Raw genomic sequence first — 20598 nt, forward strand, 5'->3', positions numbered from 1 at the left:
AATGGCTCTCGAACTCTATGCCCATCCGTTTTCCTCCTTCTGTCAGAAGGCGCTCATTGCACTCTACGAAAACGGCACCGCGTTCGACTATGTGATGCTGTCGCCGGAAAATCCTTCGGCGATGGAAAGGCTGCAATCCCTGTGGCCGGTGGCGAAGTTTCCGATGCTCATGGATGAAGGCAGGCCCATACATGAGGCCACCATCATCATCGAGCATCTGCAGGTTTTCCACCCCGGTCCGGTGCGCCTGATACCGGAGGATTCGAAGCTTGCCGTAGAGGTGCGCTTCATGGACCGCTTCTTCGACAACTACATTTCCACACCGCAGCAGAAGCTCGTCTTCGACGTGCTGCGCGCGCCCGGCGAGCGCGACCCGAAGGGCGTGGAAGATGCAAAGCGCATGCTGGAAAAGGCCTATGGCTGGCTGGATGGCCACATGGCCGGCCGGCAATGGGCCGCTGGTGACAATTTCTGCCTTGCAGATTGCGCGGCCGCCCCTGCGCTGTTCTACGCGGACTGGTCGCATCCGATCCCGGATCAGTTCGCGAATGTAAGCGCCTATCGCCAGCGGCTGAACGATCGACCCTCCTTCGCCCGCGCCATAGACGAGGCGCGCCCCTACCGCGCCTTCTTCCCGCTAGGCGCGCCTGACCGCGACTGAGCCGTTGCCGCGCAGCTTTTCCAGCGTGCTGAAGCGTTTCAGGAATGCTTCCTGCGCGAAGGTGACGGATCGTGGCGTCACGTCGAACCTGTCGGCGCTGATGCCGCGGGGGCGTCCGAAGAACTGCGCTGCCTCCGCCGTCGAAAAGCCGGCAAGCAGCGTCGCCTCGAAATAGGCGGCCACCTGATCGGCGCGCTTGATATCCTTGACAAGGCCGGCTGGCAGAACAGCCGGCAGGGAAAAGCGCAGGTGGATCGCGCGTTGAAGGCGGTGCTCGCATTCCTTGTAGCCGCCGCCGACCACAGACTTGAAGGGCGAGATCATGTCACCGATCACATATTCGGGCGCATCGTGCAGCAGGGCCGCAAGCCGGGCCTCGGGCGAGGGTGTCCTGGCCTGAGCGCAGAAGATAGCCTCGACCAGCAATGAGTGCTGGGCCACTGAAAAGGCGTGGGAACCGATGGTCTGGCCGTTCCAGCGCGCCACCCGCGCCAGCCCATGGGCTATGTCCGAAATCTCGATATCGAGCGGAGAGGGATCGAGCAGGTCGAGCCGGCGGCCGGAGAGCATACGCTGCCACGCACGCGCTGGTGCTCCGGCGCGGTCGGCCATCAGCCATTCTCCGCGGCAGTCGCGCCTTCCGGGAAAGTGAATTTCGCCCAGCCGGGTATGGCAAGCGTGACCGGAATGCCATCGGCGAGGATGTCCCTGCCGTTGTCGATGGCGCTCTTCACCCGGTCGATCCGGGCAATGGCCAGACCCTGCTTGCCGGATACGGAACCCAGCGCGCCAACAGGCTTACCTTCCACTGTAAGTTCCGTGCCTGGTGCGGGCAGGGGGGAAGCGGCCGAAACGAGCAGGACGCGCCGCCGCGCCGTGCCGCGATGCTGCATGCGCGACACCACTTCCTGCCCCACATAGCAGCCCTTGCCGAAGCCGACACCGCTCATCTGATCGAGCAGCACGTCATGTGGGAAGGCGTCACCGAGCTGGTAGTCTGCGCCGCTTTCCGCCACTCCGCCGGCGATGCGCAACGCATGCCATGCGGCAAGATCGCCGCCGTCCCCGGAGCCTCGCTCCGCGCCATAGATGCGCATGACGTCGCCTTGCGGAAAGCGTGCATCGCGCAGTGCCGTTGAATCAGTCTCTGAAGATGCTGATTCATCTTGCCATGCGACAGTCACAACCGATTGTTCCGGCTTGGAAATTTCAGCCTTGGTGCGCAGCTTGTACATCAGCAGCCGGCGATGGAAGTCTGCGGCAACATCTGCCCGGCATTCGAGCCGGAACGCATCCGGCCCTGCGCGCGAGATCAGGAAATCGAACAGAATCTTGCCCTGCGGCGTCAGCAGCGCGCCGGGTTTGACCTCGCCGTCCGCGAGGGCCTCGACATCGACGGTGAGGATGTTCTGCAGGAAATGCTCTGCTTCGGGGCCGGCGACGGTGATGACGGCGCGATCTTCAAGACGGGCGATGGGCATGGACGGAAACGAGCCTTGAGTCTGCAAAGGGTCGCCTCTAGGTAGTCCTCCCGTCGCGCGCCCGCAAGCCGGGGAAGAGCCGCTGCTGCCATTCCGGGGCCGCAGCGGGCTTTCTCAAGCTTCAGTCGCCGGCCACGAAGAACGCCCAGCGTCCCTCCGGCGTGATGCCGAGGCGATAGAAGATATAGGCGCCGAACTGCTGCATGTCCTCGTAATCGCCGGCGGTGACGATCTTGAACAGCTCGACCCGCTGGCGCGGATCCAGCTTTTCGAGCGGCACGGCGAAGAAATAGGGCCAGACATAGAGTTCCTGCGGCGTGCCTGCTTCCGTGTGCACGAAGCCGGCGCTCAGCACCTCTTCCATGATCGCCAGAATTTCCTGGCCCTCGCTGTCTCCCGACAGGCCCTTCAGGAATTCGATCGGATCGCCTTCGACTTCGGTGAGGGAAAGCTGTGTGCCGCTATCCCCGGTGCCGACCAGCGGCCTCAGCTTGTTGATGTCGCCGGTCTTGCAGGCTTCGAGAATGAGGCCGTGCATGCGCCGGACAGGTTCAGGCAGGCGCTGAAGATCGTAGATGATCTCCGGCAGGGGTGTGTCTCCCGTATTTTCGGCCTGCCCTTCGTCATCTTCGCCATCCTGTGACGGCGATTGCGCGTCACCCGGCTTCTCCGCGCCGCCGGATGGCGGCTGGGAGGTGTGGATGGGATCGGGGATCGGGACCGTCGCGGGCGATGAGTCGTCCGAACCGGCTGGTGCGGAAAGAGGCGGAGGCAGTTCTTCGCGCTTGATCTCGCTGAGTGCAAAGGCGGATGGGATCGTTGCCACAAGTGCCGTGGTGGTCAGCACTGAAAAGCCCAGAGCACATACGGCAAGCCTGAGCACAGAGGTCTTGCCGGAAAGTCGAAGTTTCAAGGTCCGCATCTCCATGTCCAGCCGGATGATGCCCCACCGCGCCAGTTGCGTCAAAGTCCGTATCGGCTTCCGGACAAGACTTGCAGATAAAGACGCTGTGGGGAAGCGTATGGAGCGGGCTCGGGCCGCGATACGATTCGGAAGCGGTATCAGTGACGCATGCGATGCGGCTCGAAAGCGCCGCCGATCACCTTTTCACGCATCCGGTCCAGCATGCTCAGCGCCGCCTTCTCGCCATTGGCGCGCAGCATCTCGCAGAATGCGGTCTCCAGCGCAGCCTCGGCGATGATCTCAGGCTCGATACCGGCCGAAAGGCCTTCGGCCCAGGCTTCGTTATGGCTTTCGACGGCGGTCAGGCGTTTTTCTTCCCTGACGATGGCGTCGATGTCACTGATACTGTGTTCCATACGCAACACTCACCCTGTTCAAGCAACGATCCTTCAAATTAGGATCAAAGTTGAAACGTCCCTTTAATGTCCCATTAAGACTTCTAGCATGCCTTCCCGGATTTGTGCGGGCGCTTTGCCGGAAAAGTTAATGGTTTCCTAATTGCCGTAGCGCGAGGCGATGTCCCGGGTCAACGCCTCACCTTCCTTCATGTACCGATTGATGGCCGCTATGGCCGAAGGCGTGCAGCTTTTGTAGGTTTCGCCGAAACTGCGATAGCCCCGGTTGAAGGAGGCGATGAAGCGCGCGCGCCGCTCCGGATCGGGATTTTCCGATTCGAGCAGCTTTTCCATGCTGTTGCGCCACTCCGAACCGTCCTCACCGCACAGATTGCGCAGGAAATGCAGCGAGCCGAATATTTCGGCAAGGCGCATGAGGCCGGGCTCGAAAGGGGCTTCCGCCGCGGGGGCAGGCGTGGCTGCCAGCATGCACGACATGGAAAGGCAGACGGCAACGGAATGGACAAGGCGTTTCATGATGCTGCCTCGCCGGACAATATGTCGCGCACCGGCCTGGTTCCGGCGAGCAGTTCCTCGGCCACTTCCATCACCGAAGCGGCCAGCGGCAGGGCGCGCATGTCGTCCAGCGAATAGAAGGCGGCACTTGCAGCGTCGTCGCCCGCCACCGCTTCGCCACCCGCATAGGCGGCCGCGAACACGGTGAGGCGATAGTCGACCGGATGGTTGTCGGAAGCACCGTCGATGAAGATGGTGCGCACCGGCCTGTAGCCGGTTCCCTCCAGCGCTGTTTCTTCGGCGAGTTCGCGGCGCGCAGCCTCCTCCGGTGTCTCGCCCGGCTCCTGCTTGCCGCCGGGAAAGGCATAGAGACCCTGCGAGGGCGCCCGGCCGCGCTTCACCAGCAGCACGGTGTCGCCGCGCACGAGCGCGACGGATACGGCTGGGATTTCCGGCAATGTCGTCATCTCGCCAATGTCATCATGTTGCAGCTGCGCCGAACTGTTCTTGTGGAAGGAGCGCCTGTGGCTGCTTTAGCGGTTGCACGCGCCCTGATCCATGCCCACCTTGGCTGTACAGCAGAAAAAGGGTGCATTCATGTGCGGGCGCTTTGCGCTGACAGCAACCGCCGACCAGACCGCCGCTTTTCTCGGTGTCGGCGAGTTGCACGATTTTCCGGCGCGCTACAACATCGCGCCGACACAGCCGATCCTGATGGCGCTGGCGGCTCCCACGCGTCCGCCCGGCTCCAACCTGCCTGATCGCGAGGCTTTGCTGGTGCGCTGGGGGCTGATCCCTTCCTGGGTGAAGGATACGCGCGGCTTTCCCCTGCTCATCAATGCCCGCTCGGAGGAGGCGGCCACAAAACCCTCGTTCCGCACCGCGATGCGCCATCGGCGCGCTCTGGTGCCGGCCTCCGGTTTCTATGAGTGGAAACAATCCGGGACGGGTAAGGGGCAGGCTTACTGGCTGCGCCCGCGCGATGGCGGCCTCGTCGCTTTCGCGGCGTTGATGGAGCCTTACTCGGAGCCGGGCGGATCGGAGATCGATACGGGAGCCTTGCTCACCACATCCGCCAATTCGGCAATTGCGCATATTCACCATCGCATGCCGGTCGTGATCGGGGAGAAGGACTTTGCGCGCTGGCTGGATTGCCGCACACAGGAACCGAGGGATGTGGCCGATCTGATGAAGCCGGCCGATCCGGATTTCTTCGAAGCTGTTCCGGTCTCCAGTCTTGTCAACAAGGTGAGCAATACGGGTCCGGAAATACAGGAAGCAGTCGAAGAGCAGAAAGCTGTTCCCGAACAGGGGAGCTCTTCCAAAGACAAGTCCGGTCCGGAGAGCTCCGGCAACAAGAAGCCGGGTGACGCGCAGATGTCATTATTTTGACCAGATAGTAAAAATCCGGCCATCATGCAGATGCGCAAGCCTTCGCCATGATGAATGCCGTCAGGACCGCTGCATGGCGGGCCTGAGTAATCACGCCGGGCGCGGCGAGATGAACTTCTGGACCGGCTTCTTCTTCTTGCTCATGTGCATGAGCGCGGCTGCAACGGCTGCCGGGCCGATGGCGCGGTACTGATTTGCCAGAACCGGTCGTTCAGGTTGCTTTTGCTGCGGCTTTTTCGACATTTTTCTTCCCCGATGCCGAGATTAACTTGTACTTCCAGTAAATGATACCTGATTCCGTCGAAATAGTGGCGTGACGGTGCGTTCTTTTGGACTTCTTTCAGGCTCTGATTACATGTTTAATAAAATCTTTCATTGTCGCCGCTGAGGCGTGCCTGCCCTGCATTTTCGTCGGGCGTTGCGGCTTGACGGCAACAGAATCGAAGGCGATAAAGCCCGCATGAAGATGTCCTTCGCCATTTGTGGCATTTCGATTATTGGCTAGCCGCGCGCTGGCCCGGACGTTTTCGCCCCATCTTCCTTTCAGATCGGACAAACGACCCGGCCAGCAGGCTGAAGGGCAACCGCGTGTCTGATTGAGCCGGCGATGCCGGGAAGGGGAAGAATGTCTGCAACAGCCAGTGGCCTGCGCCTGACCAACACGCTCACCCGCACGAAGGAGGATTTTTCTCCGATCGATGCCTCGAACGTGCGCATGTATGTGTGCGGCCCGACCGTCTATGACTTCGCCCATATCGGCAATGCGCGCCCGGTCATCGTCTTCGATGTGCTCTACCGGCTGCTGCGCCACATCTATGGCGCGGATCACGTCATCTATGTGCGCAACATCACCGACGTGGACGACAAGATCAACGCGCGCGCTTTGCGCGATTTCGGCGATGATATCGCCGCCGGCCGCCTCACCCTCAACGAAGCCATCCGCAAGGTGACGGAAAAGACCGCCGACCAGTTCCACAAAGACGTGAAGGCGCTCGGTTGCCTGCCGCCGACTTTCGAGCCGCGCGCGACCGAATTCGTGCAGCCCCGCGAGGACGGGCGCACCGACATGATCGGCCTGATTCAATCTCTCATCGAACGCGGCCATGCCTATGAAGCGGCAGGGGAAGTTCTGTTCGACACCGCCTCCATGCCGGATTACGGCGAACTCTCGAAGCGCCCTCTGGACGAGCAGCAGGCGGGCGCGCGCATCGCCGTCGACACGCACAAGAAGAACCCGCAGGACTTCGTGCTGTGGAAGCTTTCCTCGCCCGAGGAACCCGGTTGGGAGAGCCCGTGGGGCCAGGAGGCGTGGACAGCCGCAGGCTGGACGGGGAAACCGAAGGGCCGGCCGGGCTGGCACATCGAGTGCTCGGCCATGTCGTCGGCCTATCTCGGCGAGATCTTCGACATTCACGGCGGCGGGCTCGATCTGATCTTTCCGCACCATGAGAACGAGATCGCGCAGTCGCGCTGCGCGCACGGCACCTCCGTCATGGCCAATTACTGGATGCACAACGGCTTCCTGCAGGTGGAAGGGCAGAAGATGTCGAAGAGCCTCGGCAACTTCTTCACCATCCGCGAACTGCTGGAAACCGATAGCTTCGGTGGCCGCGAATGGCCGGGCGAGGTGCTGCGGCTGGCCATGCTGATGACGCATTACCGCGAGCCGATCGATTTCGCCGTGCGCAAGCTGGAGGAAGCGGAAAACACGCTGCGCAAATGGAAACGCGCCGCCGATCTGGCTTCCGCTTCCGCCGTAGAAATTCCGGCCGAAGTCATTGCCGCGCTGTCGGACGACCTCGCGACCTATTCCGCCTTCCAGTTTCTGACGCAACTGGCGGGAGACGCGATCGATGGCAACGAAAGCGCCGCGGCTTCTTTGCGTGCCGCACTTGAGTTTCTCGGCTTCGATGTCAGCGCCGAGGTGGACAAGGCTGCCGTGGATGAGGCGATTGCCGCCCGCCTTGCCTTCATTGCACAGAAGAACTGGGCCGAGGCCGACCGCATCCGCGACGAATTGCTGGGGCAGGGCGTGCAACTGAAGGATGGCAAGGACCCTGCCACCGGCGAACGCATCACGACATGGGAGGTGAAGCGATGATCGACCATACCGGAATAGCAGTGACCGATTTCGAGGCCTCGCGAAAGTTTTACGATGCGGCGCTGGAGCCGCTTGGCGCTTCTCTGGTGATGACGGTGCCCGAGGAATTCACCGGCGGCCTGAAGGTGGCCGGCTATGGCTATGACCGGCCCCAGTTCTGGCTGCACGAGGCGAAGGAGGCCGGTCCCGGCCGTCACTACGCCTTCACCGCCGACAAGCGCGCGGAAGTCGATGCGTTCTATGAGGCAGCTATGGCTGCGGGCGGAACCGACAACGGCGCGCCGGGCGTGCGCGAGCACTATCACCCGAATTATTACGGCGCCTTTGTTCTCGATCCAGACGGCAACAATATCGAGGCCGTCTGCCATCATCCGGAGTGACGTCCATGAGCCTCGACAACAAACCGGTCTGGGCCGGCGGCTGTCAGTGCGGCGCGGTGCGGTTTCGCGTCGAGGGCGCGCTGGGCGATGCGTCCGTCTGCCATTGCCGCATGTGCCAGAAGGCGTTCGGTTCGTTCTATGCGCCGCTGGTCTCGGTGGACGAAGCAGGTCTTCGCTGGACGCGCGGCGAGCGCAAACTGTTCCGCTCCTCCAATCTGGTCGGGCGCGGCTTCTGCGGCGATTGCGGCACGCCGCTGACTTACGAGGCGCCGGATGGAATTGCGCTGGCCATCGGTGCTTTTGACGACCCGTCCGGCATCGCGCCCGTCATCCAGTTCGGCATCGAGGCAAAGCTGCCCTATGTGGACACGGTTTGCACCCTGCCGGGCAGGGACACCATGGAGGACGAGCAGGCGGTGGAATTTCTCGCCCGCATCGTCTCCTTCCAGCATCCCGATCATGACACCGAAACCTGGCCTGCAAAGGACACGACCATATGAGCACGGAACTGCGCGGCCTTTATCCGGAGATCGAACCGTTCGAGACCGGAATGCTCGATGTCGGCGACGGTCACACCATCTATTGGGAGCGGGTTGGCACGAAAGGCGGCAAGCCGGCCGTGTTTCTGCACGGCGGGCCGGGCGGCACCATCTCGCCAAAACATCGGCGACTGTTCGATCCGGCGCTCTATGATGTCATCCTGTTCGACCAGCGCGGCTGCGGAAAGTCGCTGCCCAATGCCTCGCTGGAGGCCAACACGACATGGCATCTGGTGGCCGACATCGAGCGGCTGCGGGACATGTGCGGCTTCGACACGTGGCTGGTGTTCGGCGGATCGTGGGGCTCCACGCTGGCGCTTGCCTATGCTGAGACGCATCCCGAGCGGGTCAGCGAGCTGGTGGTGCGCGGCATCTACATGCTGACGCGCGCGGAACTCGAATGGTATTACCAGTTTGGCGTCTCGCAGATGTTCCCGGACAAATGGGAGCGCTTTATCGCTCCGATCCCAGAAGAGGAGCGCGGCGACATGATCGCGGCCTACCGCAAGAGGCTGGTGGGCAGCGACCGCGCGGCGCAGGTGGAAGCGGCGAAGGCGTGGAGCATCTGGGAAGGCGAGACCATCACGCTCCTTCCCGAGCCCGAGACCAGCGATCCGTTCGCCGTGGACGACTATGCGGTGGCCTTCGCGCGCATCGAGAACCATTATTTCGTCCATGCCGGCTGGCTGGAGGAAGGGCAATTGCTGCGCGATGCCGGCAAGCTGAAGGACATTCCCGGCACCATCGTCCATGGCCGCTACGACATGCCGTGCCCTGCGCATTATGCTTGGGCGCTGCACAAGGCATGGCCGAAGGCCGAATTTCATCTGATCGAGGGGGCAGGACATGCCTATTCGGAGCCGGGCATTCTCGACCGGCTGATCCGCGCCACCGATGCATATGCAGGCAAGGCCTGAGCGCAGGAATTTCTACCAACTTCCGGCCGGAATCCGGTTCGGGGGCAGGCAAAGAGCAGGGCAATGAAAGAGCGACTTTACCTCTACGATACGACTTTGCGTGATGGCCAGCAGACGCCGGGCATCGATTTCTCGGTCGAGGACAAGATCGCCATTGCCCGCATGCTGGATGAATTCGGCCTCGATTATGTTGAAGGCGGCTATCCGGGGGCCAACCCGACGGACACCGCATTCTTCACGGAGAAGCGCACCCGGCATGCGCGCTTCTCCGCCTTCGGCATGACGAAGCGCGTTGGCGTCTCCGCCTCGAACGATCCGGGTCTGGCGCTGCTTCTGCAATCGCGTTCGGACGTGGTCTGCTATGTCGCAAAAAGCTCGCAATATCAGGTGCGCGTGGCGCTGGGCTGCACGGACGAGGAAAATCTCGATGCCATCCGCGCTTCCGTCGAGGCGGCGATCGCCGCCGGCAAGGAAGCGATCATCGATTGCGAACACTTCTTCGACGGCTTCAAGGCCAATGCGGATTACACGCTGGCCTGCGCCCTCACCGCTTTCGAGGCGGGCGCGCGCTGGGTGGTGCTGTGCGACACCAATGGCGGCACCCAGCCGGCGGAAGTGCGCGAGATCGTCGGCAAGGTCATCGCGGCCGGCATTCCCGGAAGCCATCTCGGCATCCATGCCCATGACGATACGGGGCAGGCGGTGGCCAACTCGCTGGCCGCGGTCGAGGCCGGCGCGCGGCAGATCCAGGGAACCCTCAACGGCATCGGCGAGCGCTGCGGCAATGCCAATCTCGTCACCCTGATCCCGACGCTTGCCCTGAAGCCAAACTATGCGGATCGCTTCGAGACCGGGATCACGCCGGAGCGGCTGGCGACGATCGCGCATCTGTCGCGTTCGTTCGACGAGCTTCTGAACCGTGCCCCCAATGCGCAGGCCCCCTATGTCGGTGCTTCCGCATTCGCCACCAAGGCCGGCATCCATGCCTCGGCGCTGGCCAAGGAGCCGAGCACCTACGAACATGTCGAGCCCGAAAGCATCGGCAATCGCCGCAAGGTGATGGTGTCGGATCAGGGCGGAAAGGCCAATTTCATCGCCGAGCTCAAGCGGCGCGGCATCGAGGTATCGCGTGACGATTCGCGGCTGGATACGCTGATCGCCATGGTCAAGGAGCGTGAGGCGGAAGGTTATGCCTATGAGGGGGCGGACGCCAGCTTCGAGCTGCTGGCCCGCCGCACGCTTGGCACTGTGCCGGATTTCTTCAGCGTCGAAAGCTTCCGCTGCATGGTGGAGCGCCGTTTCGACGTAAACGGCCAGATCAAGACCGTTTCCGAAGCCATCGTGAAAGTGGTGGTGGAAGGGGAGGTGCGCATGTCCGTGGCTGAAGGGCATGGCCCGGTCAATGCGCTCGACATCGCGCTGCGCAAGGATCTCGGCCGCTATCAGAGCGAGATCGAGGATCTGGAGCTTGTCGATTACAAGGTGCGCATCCTCAACGGCGGCACCGAGGCCATCACCCGCGTGCTGATCGAATCGCAGGATGCAAGCGGCGCGCGCTGGTGGACGGTGGGCGTATCCGACAACGTCATAGACGCATCGTTTCAGGCGCTGATGGATTCCATCGTCTTCAAGCTGATGAAGAACCGTGAACTCGCCGGGCTGGTTGCCGCCGAGTAGGGAAGGCTCGCGTCGCCTGCGTTGATCCATCAACGAAAGACGATTGAACCATGAGAAGTTTGAAATGGTTCTGTCCGTCGGGCGGGTCCATATGGTCGGCATGAGCATTGAAGCGATTGAAAAGCCGGGCGAGACCGACGTAACTGCCAGACGCGGCTTCGCGCTGGGGCTGGGAGCCTATTTCCTGTGGGGGCTGCTGCCGATCTACATGAAATGGGTGGCGCACCTTCCGCTGATGGAGGTCGTCGCCAACCGCGTGATCTGGTCGCTGCCTATTGCGGCGGCCGCGTTGGTCTGGCTCAGGCGCACGGCAGACTTCAAGGTGGCGATACGCTCGCCGCGCCTGATGGCGATGGCAGCCCTCACAGCCACCATCATCACCTTCAACTGGAGCCTTTATGTATGGGCGATCGCCACTGACCGCGCGATCGAAACAGCGCTTGGCTATTACATCAATCCGCTGGTGAATGTGCTGATCGGCGCGGTGATGCTTGGAGAGCGCCTGAACAGGGTGCAGACGCTTGCGGTTGGGCTCGCCACTGTCGCTGTCGCTATCCTCACTTATGAGACCGGCACCTTGCCGTGGGTATCTCTGGCGCTGGCATTTTCGTTTGCCGCCTACGGCTACTTCCGCAAAACACTCCCGCTGGGCCCCAGTCAGGGGTTTCTGCTGGAGGTCCTGATCCTTTCTGTTCCGGCTTCCATATATCTTGTCTGGCTGAATGCGAGCGGTTCCGGACACATGGTTTCAAGCAGTTGGCTGGATACGCTGTTGTTGCTTGGCTGCGGCCCGATCACTGCGATTCCGCTTCTGATGTTTGCCTTCGGCGCCAAGGCGCTGCGCCTGTCGACGCTGGGGCTGATGCAATACATCGCCCCGACCATGGTGTTCCTGATTGCCGTGTTCGTTTTCCACGAGCCGTTCGGCAGTGCCCAGCTTGCAGCTTTTGCGCTGATCTGGTTTGCGCTTGCGATCTACACCTGGTCTACCCTGCGGGAAAACAGAGCCGCTACATCTTCTCGATAATGGATGGCACGCCCTCGGCGGGCGTGCCTGTCGCCGATGCGGCGGACAGGATGGTCGGCACGATGGCTTCGACGTCTTCGACGACGAGCGGGCGCACGTGATGCGCGGTATGGATGAAGCCTTCATCGCGCATATGGTCGAGAAGCGCGATCATCGGGCTCCAGAACCCGCCGATGCTGGCGAAGACCATGGGCTTGCGGTGATGGCCAAGCTGGGCCCAGGTCATCATCTCCACGATTTCCTCGACAGTTCCGATGCCGCCCGGCAGGGCGACAAAAGCATCTGACTCCTCGAACATGCGCTGCTTGCGCTGGTGCATATTGTCGGTGATGACGACCTCGTCCAGCCGGTCCAGTCCGGTTTCGGTTGCTTCCTTGTTCATCAGGAAGCGCGGAATGATGCCAAGCACCTTGCCGCCCGCGCGCATGGAACCTTCGGCCACCGCACCCATGATGCCCTTCGTGCCGCCGCCATAGACGAGACGCAGGTTGGACTGGGCCAGAGCGCGACCGAGCGCGCGCCCGGCTTCGACATAGGCTTTGTCGTTGCCCGGAGAAGAGCCACAGTAAACGCAGACGGATCGAATCGTGTTCATAACGGATTGGTGCTAGGGCTTTGTGTATGGGTCAACCCTGTTCCTGTGTTTTTCTTGTCGGTACATGCAAAACAGGCTAGATCGCAGCGGAACAGGATCTTCCGGACTGTACCGGTAAAGGTCTTGCGCCGACGAAGATCGGGTGTGATCGGATGTCATCACGCGACCGGGGACAGAGGGGCCGGACAGGACAATGAAAAACAATGGGCTGAAGGCACTTCTGTTTGCCGCTGCCGCCGCTCTTGTGGCGGTCTTTATCGGCTATCTTTCCGGCGCGCTGGACAGCTTTCTGGGACGCACTCCCACCGAGGTAGCGCAACCGCAGGCAACAGCTCCGGCAACCGAAACGTCCAGCCCGGCTGATGAAGCTGAGAATGAGGCCACCGCCCCTGCCAGCGGCGAGACCGCACAGGCGGGTGCGGAGGTGCAGGCGCCTGTCGATGCAGCTGTCGGTGAGCAGGTTTCCTCGCCTCGGACTGAAACCTCAGAAACAACCGTTCCAACCTTTGACGTTCTGCGCGTCGAAGGTGACGGTTCCGCCGTTGTCGCCGGAAAGGCCGTGCCGGGGTCGACCGTCGAGTTGTTCGACGGTACCTCCGTGCTCGGCAAAGCCGTCGCCGGTTCGGATGGCGCCTTCGCGATCGTTCTGGATGATCCGCTGAAGTCGGGCGACCACCAGATCGTATTGCGGGCGACGGAAGGCGGCAAAACCGTCTCAACCTCGGTTCAGACCGCCGTTGTTTCCGTTCCCGACAAGCCCGACGGTCAGGTTCTCGCAATGGTCGAGGAGCCGGGCATGCCCGCACAGCTCCTGACCGTTCCGCAGGCAGCTCCCGCGCCGGGTCAGCAGGCGTCTTCGGACGCAACCGCTGAGGCACAGCCTGCCGGTGAAGTCGGCGAACAGGCGTCCGCTCAGCAGAGTGCGGCCGGGACAAGCGGTGACGATCGGCCCAATGCACAGGAAGAGGCCGTGCAGCCCACTGGCGTGCCCCGGATCGTCGTCGAAGCCGTCGAGATCGATGGAACGAAAGTTTTCGTAGCTGGCCGCGCCGATGCCGGGCGCAAGGTGCGCATCTACGCCAACGAAATCCTGCTGGGCGAAGCCCTGACGTCGCCCGACGGTCATTTCCTTGTCGAGGCCAGCAGGGACCTGCCGGTCGGTGAATACACGATCCGCGTCGACGGGCTCGATTCGGCGGGCAGCGACAAGGTCGTCGTCCGTGCCTCGGTGCCGTTCCAGCGTGAGCCCGGCGAAACGATCTCCGCCGTTGCCCCTTCCGAAACCGGGCAGGGCGGTGCGCAGACCGACCAGTCGTCCGCGCCGAAGCTTGAACATGCCGATGGTTCGGTCATCATTCGCCGTGGCGACACACTGTGGCAGATTTCCCGCCGCATCTATGGCCACGGCACGCGCTACTCGACCATCTATCTCGCCAATCAGCAGCAGATCAGCGATCCCAACCGCATCTGGCCGGGGCAGGTGTTCAAGCTGCCGCAGGAGACGGACAGCGGCGAGAAAGCTGATTTCGATGCACTTGGCGACCGCGTGACCGTTCCAACCGGGAACTGAGCCTGCCTGCCGGGCAGGCGTTCTGGCCGCGCTTTCTTTCGGAGGCGCATTGCATAGATGATTTTCATCGTATATCGTCGATATACGATGAAAGAATCCTCCCAATGTGACGCCAGCTATCAGAAGCTGGGTGACGCCGAACTGGCCGACCGGCTTGGTGCGCTTTCGCATCCGGCGCGGATCGAGATTCTTCGCTGTCTGGCGAAGGCGAGTTCCTGCTGCTGCGGAGAGGTGGTGGGTCGTCTCGACCTCGCGCAATCGACCGTCTCCCAGCACCTCAAGATTCTGGTGGCCGCCGGTCTGGTGCGCTTCGAGGCCGATGGTCAGCGCTCGCGCTATGCCATCGACCGCCCGGCATTGCGGGCGGTCGCCGAAATGCTGGCCTGCTTCGCGTCCTCCTGCTGTTCCGATGATTGTTAGCTGCCGAAAAACCTCCGGCGCGCGACAAATCTATTTTATGTAAGGCATTCAATTCGTGAGTGAAAAAACAGTTTCCGCCGATTCCGGATCAACCCTGAAAACGCTGGTCAATCTGTGGCCTTACATGTGGCCGTCGGACCGCGCCGACCTCAAGGCCCGGGTGATATGGGCGACCGTGCTGCTGGTCGCGGCGAAGCTGACGCTGATTGCGGTTCCCTACTTCTTCAAATGGGCGACCGACGCGCTTGCCGGCGATGCGAGCGCCCCGCCGCTGCTGCCGGCCGTGCTGGCAGGGCCGGTGATGCTGGTTGTGGCCTACAATGTCATCCGCATCATTCAGGTCGCTTTCAACCAGTTGCGCGATGCGCTGTTCGCACGGGTCGGCCAGCATGCGGTGCGCCAGCTTGCTTATCGCACCTTCGTTCACATGCACCGCCTGTCGCTGCGTTTCCATCTGGAGCGACGCACGGGCGGTCTCTCGCGCATCATCGAGCGCGGAACAAAGGGCATCGAGACCATCGTGCGCTTCACGGTGCTGAACAGCGTGCCGACCGTGCTGGAGTTCGCGCTGACGGCCATCATCTTCGCGGTCGCCTACGGCTGGAAATATGTGGCCGTGGTGGCGCTGACGGTGCTGCTCTACACCTGGTTCACGGTCAAGGCGAGCGACTGGCGCATCGATATCCGTCGCGACATGAACGACAGCGACACCGACGCCAACACCAAGGCGATCGATTCCCTGCTCAACTTCGAGACGGTGAAGTATTTCGGCAACGAGGCCATGGAAGCCGAGCGGTTCGACCGCTCCATGGCCCGCTATGAAGTCGCCGCCACCCGCATCTGGACCTCGCTCGGCTGGCTGAATTTCGGTCAGGGCGTGATCTTCGGCATCGGCATGGCGGTGATCATGGCCATGTCGGCAATGGAGGTGCAGGCCGGCACCCACACCGTCGGCGACTTCGTGTTCGTCAACGCCATGCTGATGCAGCTTTCCGTGCCGCTCAACTTCATCGGCTTCATCTATCGCGAGATCCGGCAGGGACTCACCGACATCGAGCAGATGTTCGACCTTCTCGATGTTGAGGAGGAAGTCACCGACAGCCCGGCTGCCATTCCCCTCGCGGTAGCAGCGGGCAAGGTCGAGTTCCGCGACGTTCAGTTCGCCTATGAGCCGAACCGCCAGATCCTCAAGGGCATCAGCTTCGAGGTTCCGGCCGGAAAGACGGTGGCCATCGTGGGCCCGTCGGGGGCGGGCAAGTCGACGATTTCGCGGCTTCTCTTCCGCTTCTATGATGTGCAGTCCGGCTCCATCCTCATCGACGGACAGGACGTGCGCGAGGTCACGCAGGAAAGCCTGCGCGCCGCGATCGGCATGGTGCCGCAGGACACGGTGCTGTTCAACGATACAATCACCTACAACATCCGCTATGGCCGCATCGGCGCTTCCGGGGAGGAGGTGCGCCGGGCTGCCGAGCTGGCCCAGATCGGCGGTTTCATCGAAGCTCTGCCCGAAGGTTACGAGACCATGGTGGGCGAGCGGGGACTGAAACTTTCCGGCGGCGAGAAGCAGCGCGTGGCCATTGCCCGAACCATTCTCAAGGCGCCGCCGATCCTCATCCTCGACGAGGCGACCTCGGCGCTCGACAGCCATACTGAGCAGGAGATCCAGTCGGCGCTCGATCTGGTCAGTCGAGACCGCACCACCATCGTCATCGCCCACCGTTTGTCCACGGTCATCACCGCCGACGAAATCATTGTCCTCAAGGCCGGCCGCATCGAGGAACGCGGCACGCATGCGGCGCTGCTGCGCAAGGGCGGCCTTTATGCCTCGATGTGGGATCGCCAGCGCGAAGCCACCGAGGCCGAGGAGCGCCTGCGCATTGCCCGCGAGACGGACGAGATGGGCGTCATCGTCAGGCAGCGCACGCCGGAGGTGATCTGAAAGTGCAGGGGAAGGGCTCTGCGCTGACATATTGTTTCATTGCGACACGGAGGCGTTTCAGCTAGAGAGGCCGCATTGAAACGGAGCCGGTGTAGCAACGATGCAACTCCTCGACACGATAAAGAAGACATTCGTGCCGATCCATCGCGAGGGCTATCCCTTCATAGCCATCTTCGCCGTGGTGACACTGGCGATGGGCTATTTTTCCGGGTTCCTGCTGTGGGTCGGAGCTATACTCACGGCATGGTGTATCTATTTCTTCCGTGACCCTGAACGCGTCACGCCGGTTGATGACAGTCTGGTGATCAGTCCCGCCGATGGCGTCGTCACAGCGGTCGGCCCTGCGGTGCCGCCGCAAGAGCTTGGTCTGGGCGGCGCTGAAATGACCCGCATATCGGTGTTCATGGACGTGTTTTCCTGCCATGTGAACCGCGCGCCGGTGCGCGGCCGCATTACCCGTATCGAGCATCGTCCGGGCCGCTTCATGAATGCCGAGCTGGACAAGGCGAGCAGCGAGAACGAGCGCAACGGCCTCGTCATCGAAAGCCCGAACGGCACGGTGGCGGCGGTGCAGATCGCCGGTCTGGTGGCGCGCCGCATCCTGTGCTGGGCCGAGACCGGTTCCGACACCATGGTCGGCGAGCGCTTCGGCCTGATCCGCTTCGGCTCGCGTGTCGATGTGTATCTGCCCGAAGGGGCGGTGCCGCGTGTCGCCATCGGCCAGACGGCTGTCGGCGGCGAGACGGTGCTTGCCGAGTTCGGCGGCAAGGAGGCCGCGCCCGTGGTGCGCGTGTCGTAGACCGGTCCGATGACCCCACCCTACAGGAAATTCGAGCCACACGGATCCGGGGGACCCCGCATCCGCGAAATCCCCTTGCGGATGGTGTTCCCGAACCTGCTCACGGTTCTCGCCATCTGCGCTGGTCTGTCCGGCATCCGCTTTGCCTTTGAAGGCCGGTTCGAGACGGCGGTGGTGATGGTGCTGATCGCCGCCTTCCTCGACGGGCTGGACGGGCGGGTGGCGCGCCTTCTCAAGGCGACTTCCAAATTCGGCGCACAGATGGATTCCATCGCCGACATCGTCAATTTCGGTGTGGCCCCGGCCTTGGTGCTCTACGCTTTCCTGCTCGACCGCGCGGGGTCGCCGGGCTGGATCGCGGCGCTGCTCTTCGCCATTGCCTGCGGCATGCGCCTTGCCCGCTTCAACGTGCTGGAGGAAGCGCAGGACAGGCCGTCATGGCAGGCGGAATATTTCGTCGGGGTTCCTGCTCCTGCGGGGGCCGCGGTGGTGATGCTGCCGCTGTACCTCTCCTTCATCGGCTTCGAGCCGACCCGCTACGGCGCTTTCCTCGCCACAGGCTTCACCGTCATCGTGGCCTTCCTGTTGGTCAGCCGCCTGCCGGTTTATTCGGGCAAGAGCCTCAAAGTGCCGGGCGATCGCATGCTGCTGGTCATCCTGGCCATCGTGCTCGTGTTTCTGCTGCTGGTCAGCTATCCGTGGTACACGCTCACCGCTTCGGTCATCGGCTATCTCGTGTTCCTGCCGCTCAGCGTTCTCGCCTATTCGCGCCGCGCCAAGCGTGAGGGAGAGACGGAACTGCCACCGGATGTGGATGCCCGCATAAGCGAGTGACCGAAACTAAAGGAGCGGTCACAGGCGGAGCACCGACGTGCGGGCTTCATTTTTCATAATCAGATGTTTGAAATGTAGCTGCAACGGCGCGATCCCTGCCAGCGTGGCCAGAGCGTCTCCAGGAGAAGTGGAAGCACTTTTCCGGTTCGGAAGCGCGACAAACCAAAGACTTGGAACCGTTCAGCGATTCCCTGAAACAACTGAACGGCTCCAGAAAACCTACGCCGCGCTTCCGGCTGCCAGATGCCGGATGGCGAGTTCGCGGGTGGCGCGATAATCCGTCTTGCCGGAACCCAGAACCGGAATTTCTGCTACTTTGACGATGTCTCCCGGCACCGCCAGTTCGGCCAGCCCCGCCTGCTTGCCGAGCTTGCGCAGGCTTTCCGGATCGGCTGCCGCCGCGGTTGTGACGAGCACGATACGCTCTCCACGCTTGGCATGCGGCACGGATACCACCGCATGGCTCTCTTCCGGCCACAGCGACTGCACCAGCATCTCGATTGCCCCCAGCGGCACCATTTCGCCGGCGATTTTGGCAAAGCGCGCTGCTCGCCCGGTGATGGTGATGAAGCCTTCGCGGTCGACCTTCACGATGTCACCGGTGTCCTGCCATCCCGATGGTAGGGGCTGGATTTCACCCGGACGATCCGCCGACATGTATCCCATCATGACGTTGGGGCCGGAAAGAAACATTCTCCCGCCTTCGGCGATACCTTCCACCGGCTCGATCCGCATCTTCATGCCGGGCAAAAGCCGCCCGACCGTGCCGTCGCGGTTATGGATAGCGGTGTTGACCGCGGCGACGGGCGCTGCTTCGGTAAGCCCGTATCCCTCTATGATCGCGGTGTCGAAGCGCTCGCGCCAGACGCGGCGGGTCTCTGGCTTCACCGCTTCCGCCCCAGCCACGACGAAGCGCAGGCTGGAGAAGTCGTCCTCGGAGGCGGTGCGCGCGTAATGGGCGAGGAAGGTATCGGTGCCGAACATGACGGTCGGCTTCAGCCGCCAGGCCACCTGCGGGATCAGCTTGTAATGCAGCGGCGAGGGATAGAGGAACAGCCGCATGCCGGCCACCAGCGGCAGGATGGTTCCCGCCGTCAGGCCGAAGGAATGGAACATCGGCAGGACGTTGAGCGCCACGTCATCGGTGGTGATGGTAATGCGCGCTTCGGCCTGCATGGCGTTGGCAATCAGGTTGCGGCTGGAAAGGACCGCCGCTTTCGGCAGCCCTTCGGTGCCGGACGTGAACAGGATGACCGCAGGCTTTCGTGCATCCTGCCTGCCGAGGGGATAACGCCAGAGCAGCGCAGCCGCCAGCTTGTCCATTGCCGTGATGCCGGATTGCAGGTCTTCCAGCCACACCAGCTTCGCGCCTGCCTCTTCCACGGAATGGACGATGTCGCCGAGGGCCGCTTTTTCAACGAAGGTTCGCGACGACACCACGGTGCGGATGACGGCCATGCCCACGGCGGCAGAGACATTGGCGGGGCCGGCGGTGTAGTTGATGAGCGCTGCCGTCCGCCCCGCGCTGGAAAGGCCGAGCAGGGTGAGCACCGCGCCATTCGTGTTGGGCAACATGATGCCGACGGCTTCACCCGGTTCGGCAAGGGCCGAGAAGCGCTTTCCCAGAATATGCGCACCGCCTAGCAGCGCGCGATAGCTCAGCTGGCTGCCGGTGGCGTCTTCCACGGCGATGCGGCCGGTTCCGAAGCGCTCGGCGGCGTCGCGCACCGCCTGAAACACGGTAAGAGCCGGATCGATGGCGGCAAGCCGGGCCTCCGCCATTCTGTCGAACAGGGCATGCGCATTTCTGGTGGCAGGGCTGCCGTTGCGCGCGACCAGTTCCTCGGCGGTCATCGGTTCAAGCACTGACATCGAAAGGCGGGGAAACCAGCGCCGCGGCGATGGGGATTTGCCATCGATCTGGAAGGGCAGAAGATTGGCGTTGCCGATGAAGATCGGCACGATGCGCGCGTCCGCCTGCATGGCGATGCGGATCACGGCCCGATAGAGACGGAAGGAGCGGGTATCCGGCTCAACCGCCGCCGGAATATAGACAGCCAGCCGCCCCTTGCCCCTGAGCACCCTTACCAGCCGGCGCGACACGAAAACATGCTCGGCGTTGAAGGCTATGGTGCGGGCGAGTTCCCGCCATGGTTCGAGCCACAGCGATCTGGCCGAATAGGGATCGAGAATGTGCAGCGTGTTTTCAGGCAGAAGCGACAGCATCAGCGCCGGATCGAGGCGCGACTGGTGGGTAACCACATAGATGACAGGCGCTGTCGCCTCCGTGGCGATACCGATCCGCGAATCGGAAATGCGGTAGATGAGCTTCAGCGGCGCATAGAGGATGGCCTGCGTGAGGCTGAGCCCCAGCCGGAACTTCTCGACTATGGCTGTCAGGCCCCAGATCAGGGCAATGGCAGCCAGTAACGCGAGGATCAGGACCAT

The 20598-nt window shown here is 62.5% G+C and carries 22 protein-coding genes; 13 read left to right on the top strand and 9 right to left on the bottom strand.

Features of this window, described 5'->3' with window-relative positions:
- Position 1: 1 nt before the first annotated feature.
- Positions 2-661 (top strand): glutathione S-transferase family protein, encoded by a 660-nt coding sequence (locus tag HNR59_RS09030; RefSeq protein WP_183828870.1) that lies wholly within the window; start codon positions 2-4, stop codon positions 659-661.
- Here HNR59_RS09030 and HNR59_RS09035 read toward each other — a convergent pair.
- From HNR59_RS09035 to HNR59_RS09060, 6 genes are all read right to left on the bottom strand, one after another.
- Entirely contained in the window at positions 638-1276 is a 639-nt protein-coding gene (locus HNR59_RS09035) for an HD domain-containing protein (RefSeq protein WP_183831474.1), read from the bottom strand. The genes HNR59_RS09030 and HNR59_RS09035 overlap by 24 nt on opposite strands.
- Positions 1273-2142 (bottom strand): CAF17-like 4Fe-4S cluster assembly/insertion protein YgfZ, encoded by an 870-nt coding sequence (ygfZ, locus tag HNR59_RS09040; protein WP_183828872.1) that lies wholly within the window; start codon positions 2140-2142, stop codon positions 1273-1275. The genes HNR59_RS09035 and ygfZ overlap by 4 nt, the downstream gene beginning before the upstream one ends.
- Positions 2143-2263: 121 nt before the next feature.
- Positions 2264-3055, bottom strand: a complete 792-nt coding sequence (locus HNR59_RS09045) for a hypothetical protein (protein ID WP_183828875.1) — start codon at positions 3053-3055, stop codon at positions 2264-2266.
- A 149-nt stretch (positions 3056-3204) separates the two neighbouring features.
- Complete coding sequence (locus tag HNR59_RS09050; RefSeq protein ID WP_183828878.1) at positions 3205-3462, bottom strand: hypothetical protein; 258 nt, start codon at positions 3460-3462, stop codon at positions 3205-3207.
- A gap of 138 nt (positions 3463-3600) precedes the next feature.
- Entirely contained in the window at positions 3601-3978 is a 378-nt protein-coding gene (locus tag HNR59_RS09055; RefSeq protein WP_183828881.1) for a TIGR02301 family protein, read from the bottom strand.
- Positions 3975-4424, bottom strand: coding sequence for an NUDIX hydrolase (locus HNR59_RS09060; RefSeq protein ID WP_183828884.1), 450 nt, complete (start codon positions 4422-4424; stop codon positions 3975-3977). Before HNR59_RS09060 ends, HNR59_RS09055 begins: the two co-directional genes overlap by 4 nt.
- Before the next feature lie 130 nt (positions 4425-4554).
- Here HNR59_RS09060 and HNR59_RS09065 point away from each other — a divergent pair, with 130 nt between their 5' ends.
- Positions 4555-5349 (top strand): SOS response-associated peptidase, encoded by a 795-nt coding sequence (locus HNR59_RS09065; protein WP_183828887.1) that lies wholly within the window; start codon positions 4555-4557, stop codon positions 5347-5349.
- Between the two features lie 90 nt (positions 5350-5439).
- Here HNR59_RS09065 and HNR59_RS09070 read toward each other — a convergent pair whose 3' ends face one another.
- The gene (locus tag HNR59_RS09070; protein WP_183828890.1) at positions 5440-5592 is read right to left on the bottom strand and encodes a hypothetical protein; all 153 of its coding nucleotides are present in this window, start codon (positions 5590-5592) and stop codon (positions 5440-5442) included.
- 382 nt (positions 5593-5974) lie between these two features.
- Between HNR59_RS09070 and cysS the strand changes: the two genes are divergently transcribed.
- The 6 genes from cysS to rarD all read left to right on the top strand — a co-directional run bounded on the left by cysS (position 5975) and on the right by rarD (position 11990).
- A complete protein-coding gene (gene cysS / locus HNR59_RS09075) occupies positions 5975-7450 on the top strand; it encodes a cysteine--tRNA ligase (RefSeq protein ID WP_183828893.1) in 1476 nt (491 codons plus the stop codon).
- Positions 7447-7830, top strand: coding sequence for a VOC family protein (locus tag HNR59_RS09080; protein ID WP_183828896.1), 384 nt, complete (start codon positions 7447-7449; stop codon positions 7828-7830). The genes cysS and HNR59_RS09080 overlap by 4 nt, the downstream gene beginning before the upstream one ends.
- Positions 7831-7835: 5 nt before the next feature.
- Positions 7836-8330 (top strand): GFA family protein, encoded by a 495-nt coding sequence (locus HNR59_RS09085; RefSeq protein ID WP_183828898.1) that lies wholly within the window; start codon positions 7836-7838, stop codon positions 8328-8330.
- Entirely contained in the window at positions 8327-9286 is a 960-nt protein-coding gene (gene pip / locus HNR59_RS09090; protein WP_183828901.1) for a prolyl aminopeptidase, read from the top strand. Before HNR59_RS09085 ends, pip begins: the two co-directional genes overlap by 4 nt.
- Before the next feature lie 63 nt (positions 9287-9349).
- A complete protein-coding gene (gene cimA, locus HNR59_RS09095; protein ID WP_183828905.1) occupies positions 9350-10963 on the top strand; it encodes a citramalate synthase in 1614 nt (537 codons plus the stop codon).
- A 100-nt stretch (positions 10964-11063) separates the two neighbouring features.
- Entirely contained in the window at positions 11064-11990 is a 927-nt protein-coding gene (gene rarD / locus HNR59_RS09100; protein WP_183831476.1) for an EamA family transporter RarD, read from the top strand.
- On the opposite strand, the gene HNR59_RS09105 is transcribed toward rarD, so the two are convergent.
- Positions 11974-12585 carry an LOG family protein gene (locus HNR59_RS09105; protein ID WP_183828908.1) on the bottom strand — a complete coding sequence of 204 codons (612 nt, stop codon included), beginning with the start codon at positions 12583-12585 and terminating at the stop codon, positions 11974-11976. The two genes, rarD and HNR59_RS09105, sit on opposite strands and share 17 nt — an antisense overlap.
- A gap of 193 nt (positions 12586-12778) precedes the next feature.
- Between HNR59_RS09105 and HNR59_RS09110 the strand changes: the two genes are divergently transcribed.
- The 5 genes from HNR59_RS09110 to pssA all read left to right on the top strand — a co-directional run bounded on the left by HNR59_RS09110 (position 12779) and on the right by pssA (position 18150).
- Positions 12779-14155, top strand: a complete 1377-nt coding sequence (locus HNR59_RS09110; protein WP_183828911.1) for an Ig-like domain-containing protein — start codon at positions 12779-12781, stop codon at positions 14153-14155.
- An 87-nt stretch (positions 14156-14242) separates the two neighbouring features.
- On the top strand, positions 14243-14575 hold the full coding sequence (locus tag HNR59_RS09115; protein ID WP_183828914.1) for an ArsR/SmtB family transcription factor: 333 nt from the start codon (positions 14243-14245) through the stop codon (positions 14573-14575).
- Between the two features lie 55 nt (positions 14576-14630).
- The gene (locus HNR59_RS09120; protein ID WP_183828917.1) at positions 14631-16517 is read left to right on the top strand and encodes an ABC transporter transmembrane domain-containing protein; all 1887 of its coding nucleotides are present in this window, start codon (positions 14631-14633) and stop codon (positions 16515-16517) included.
- 100 nt (positions 16518-16617) lie between these two features.
- Entirely contained in the window at positions 16618-17316 is a 699-nt protein-coding gene (locus HNR59_RS09125) for a phosphatidylserine decarboxylase (RefSeq protein WP_183828920.1), read from the top strand.
- Between the two features lie 9 nt (positions 17317-17325).
- Complete coding sequence (gene pssA, locus HNR59_RS09130; protein ID WP_183828923.1) at positions 17326-18150, top strand: CDP-diacylglycerol--serine O-phosphatidyltransferase; 825 nt, start codon at positions 17326-17328, stop codon at positions 18148-18150.
- 219 nt (positions 18151-18369) lie between these two features.
- On the opposite strand, the gene HNR59_RS09135 is transcribed toward pssA, so the two are convergent.
- Positions 18370-20598: an AMP-binding protein gene (locus HNR59_RS09135; protein WP_183828927.1), complete on the bottom strand. Its 2229-nt coding sequence runs from the start codon at positions 20596-20598 to the stop codon at positions 18370-18372.

Origin of the sequence: Aquamicrobium lusatiense (assembly GCF_014201615.1) — a bacterium.
GTDB lineage: Bacteria > Pseudomonadota > Alphaproteobacteria > Rhizobiales > Rhizobiaceae > Mesorhizobium > Mesorhizobium lusatiense.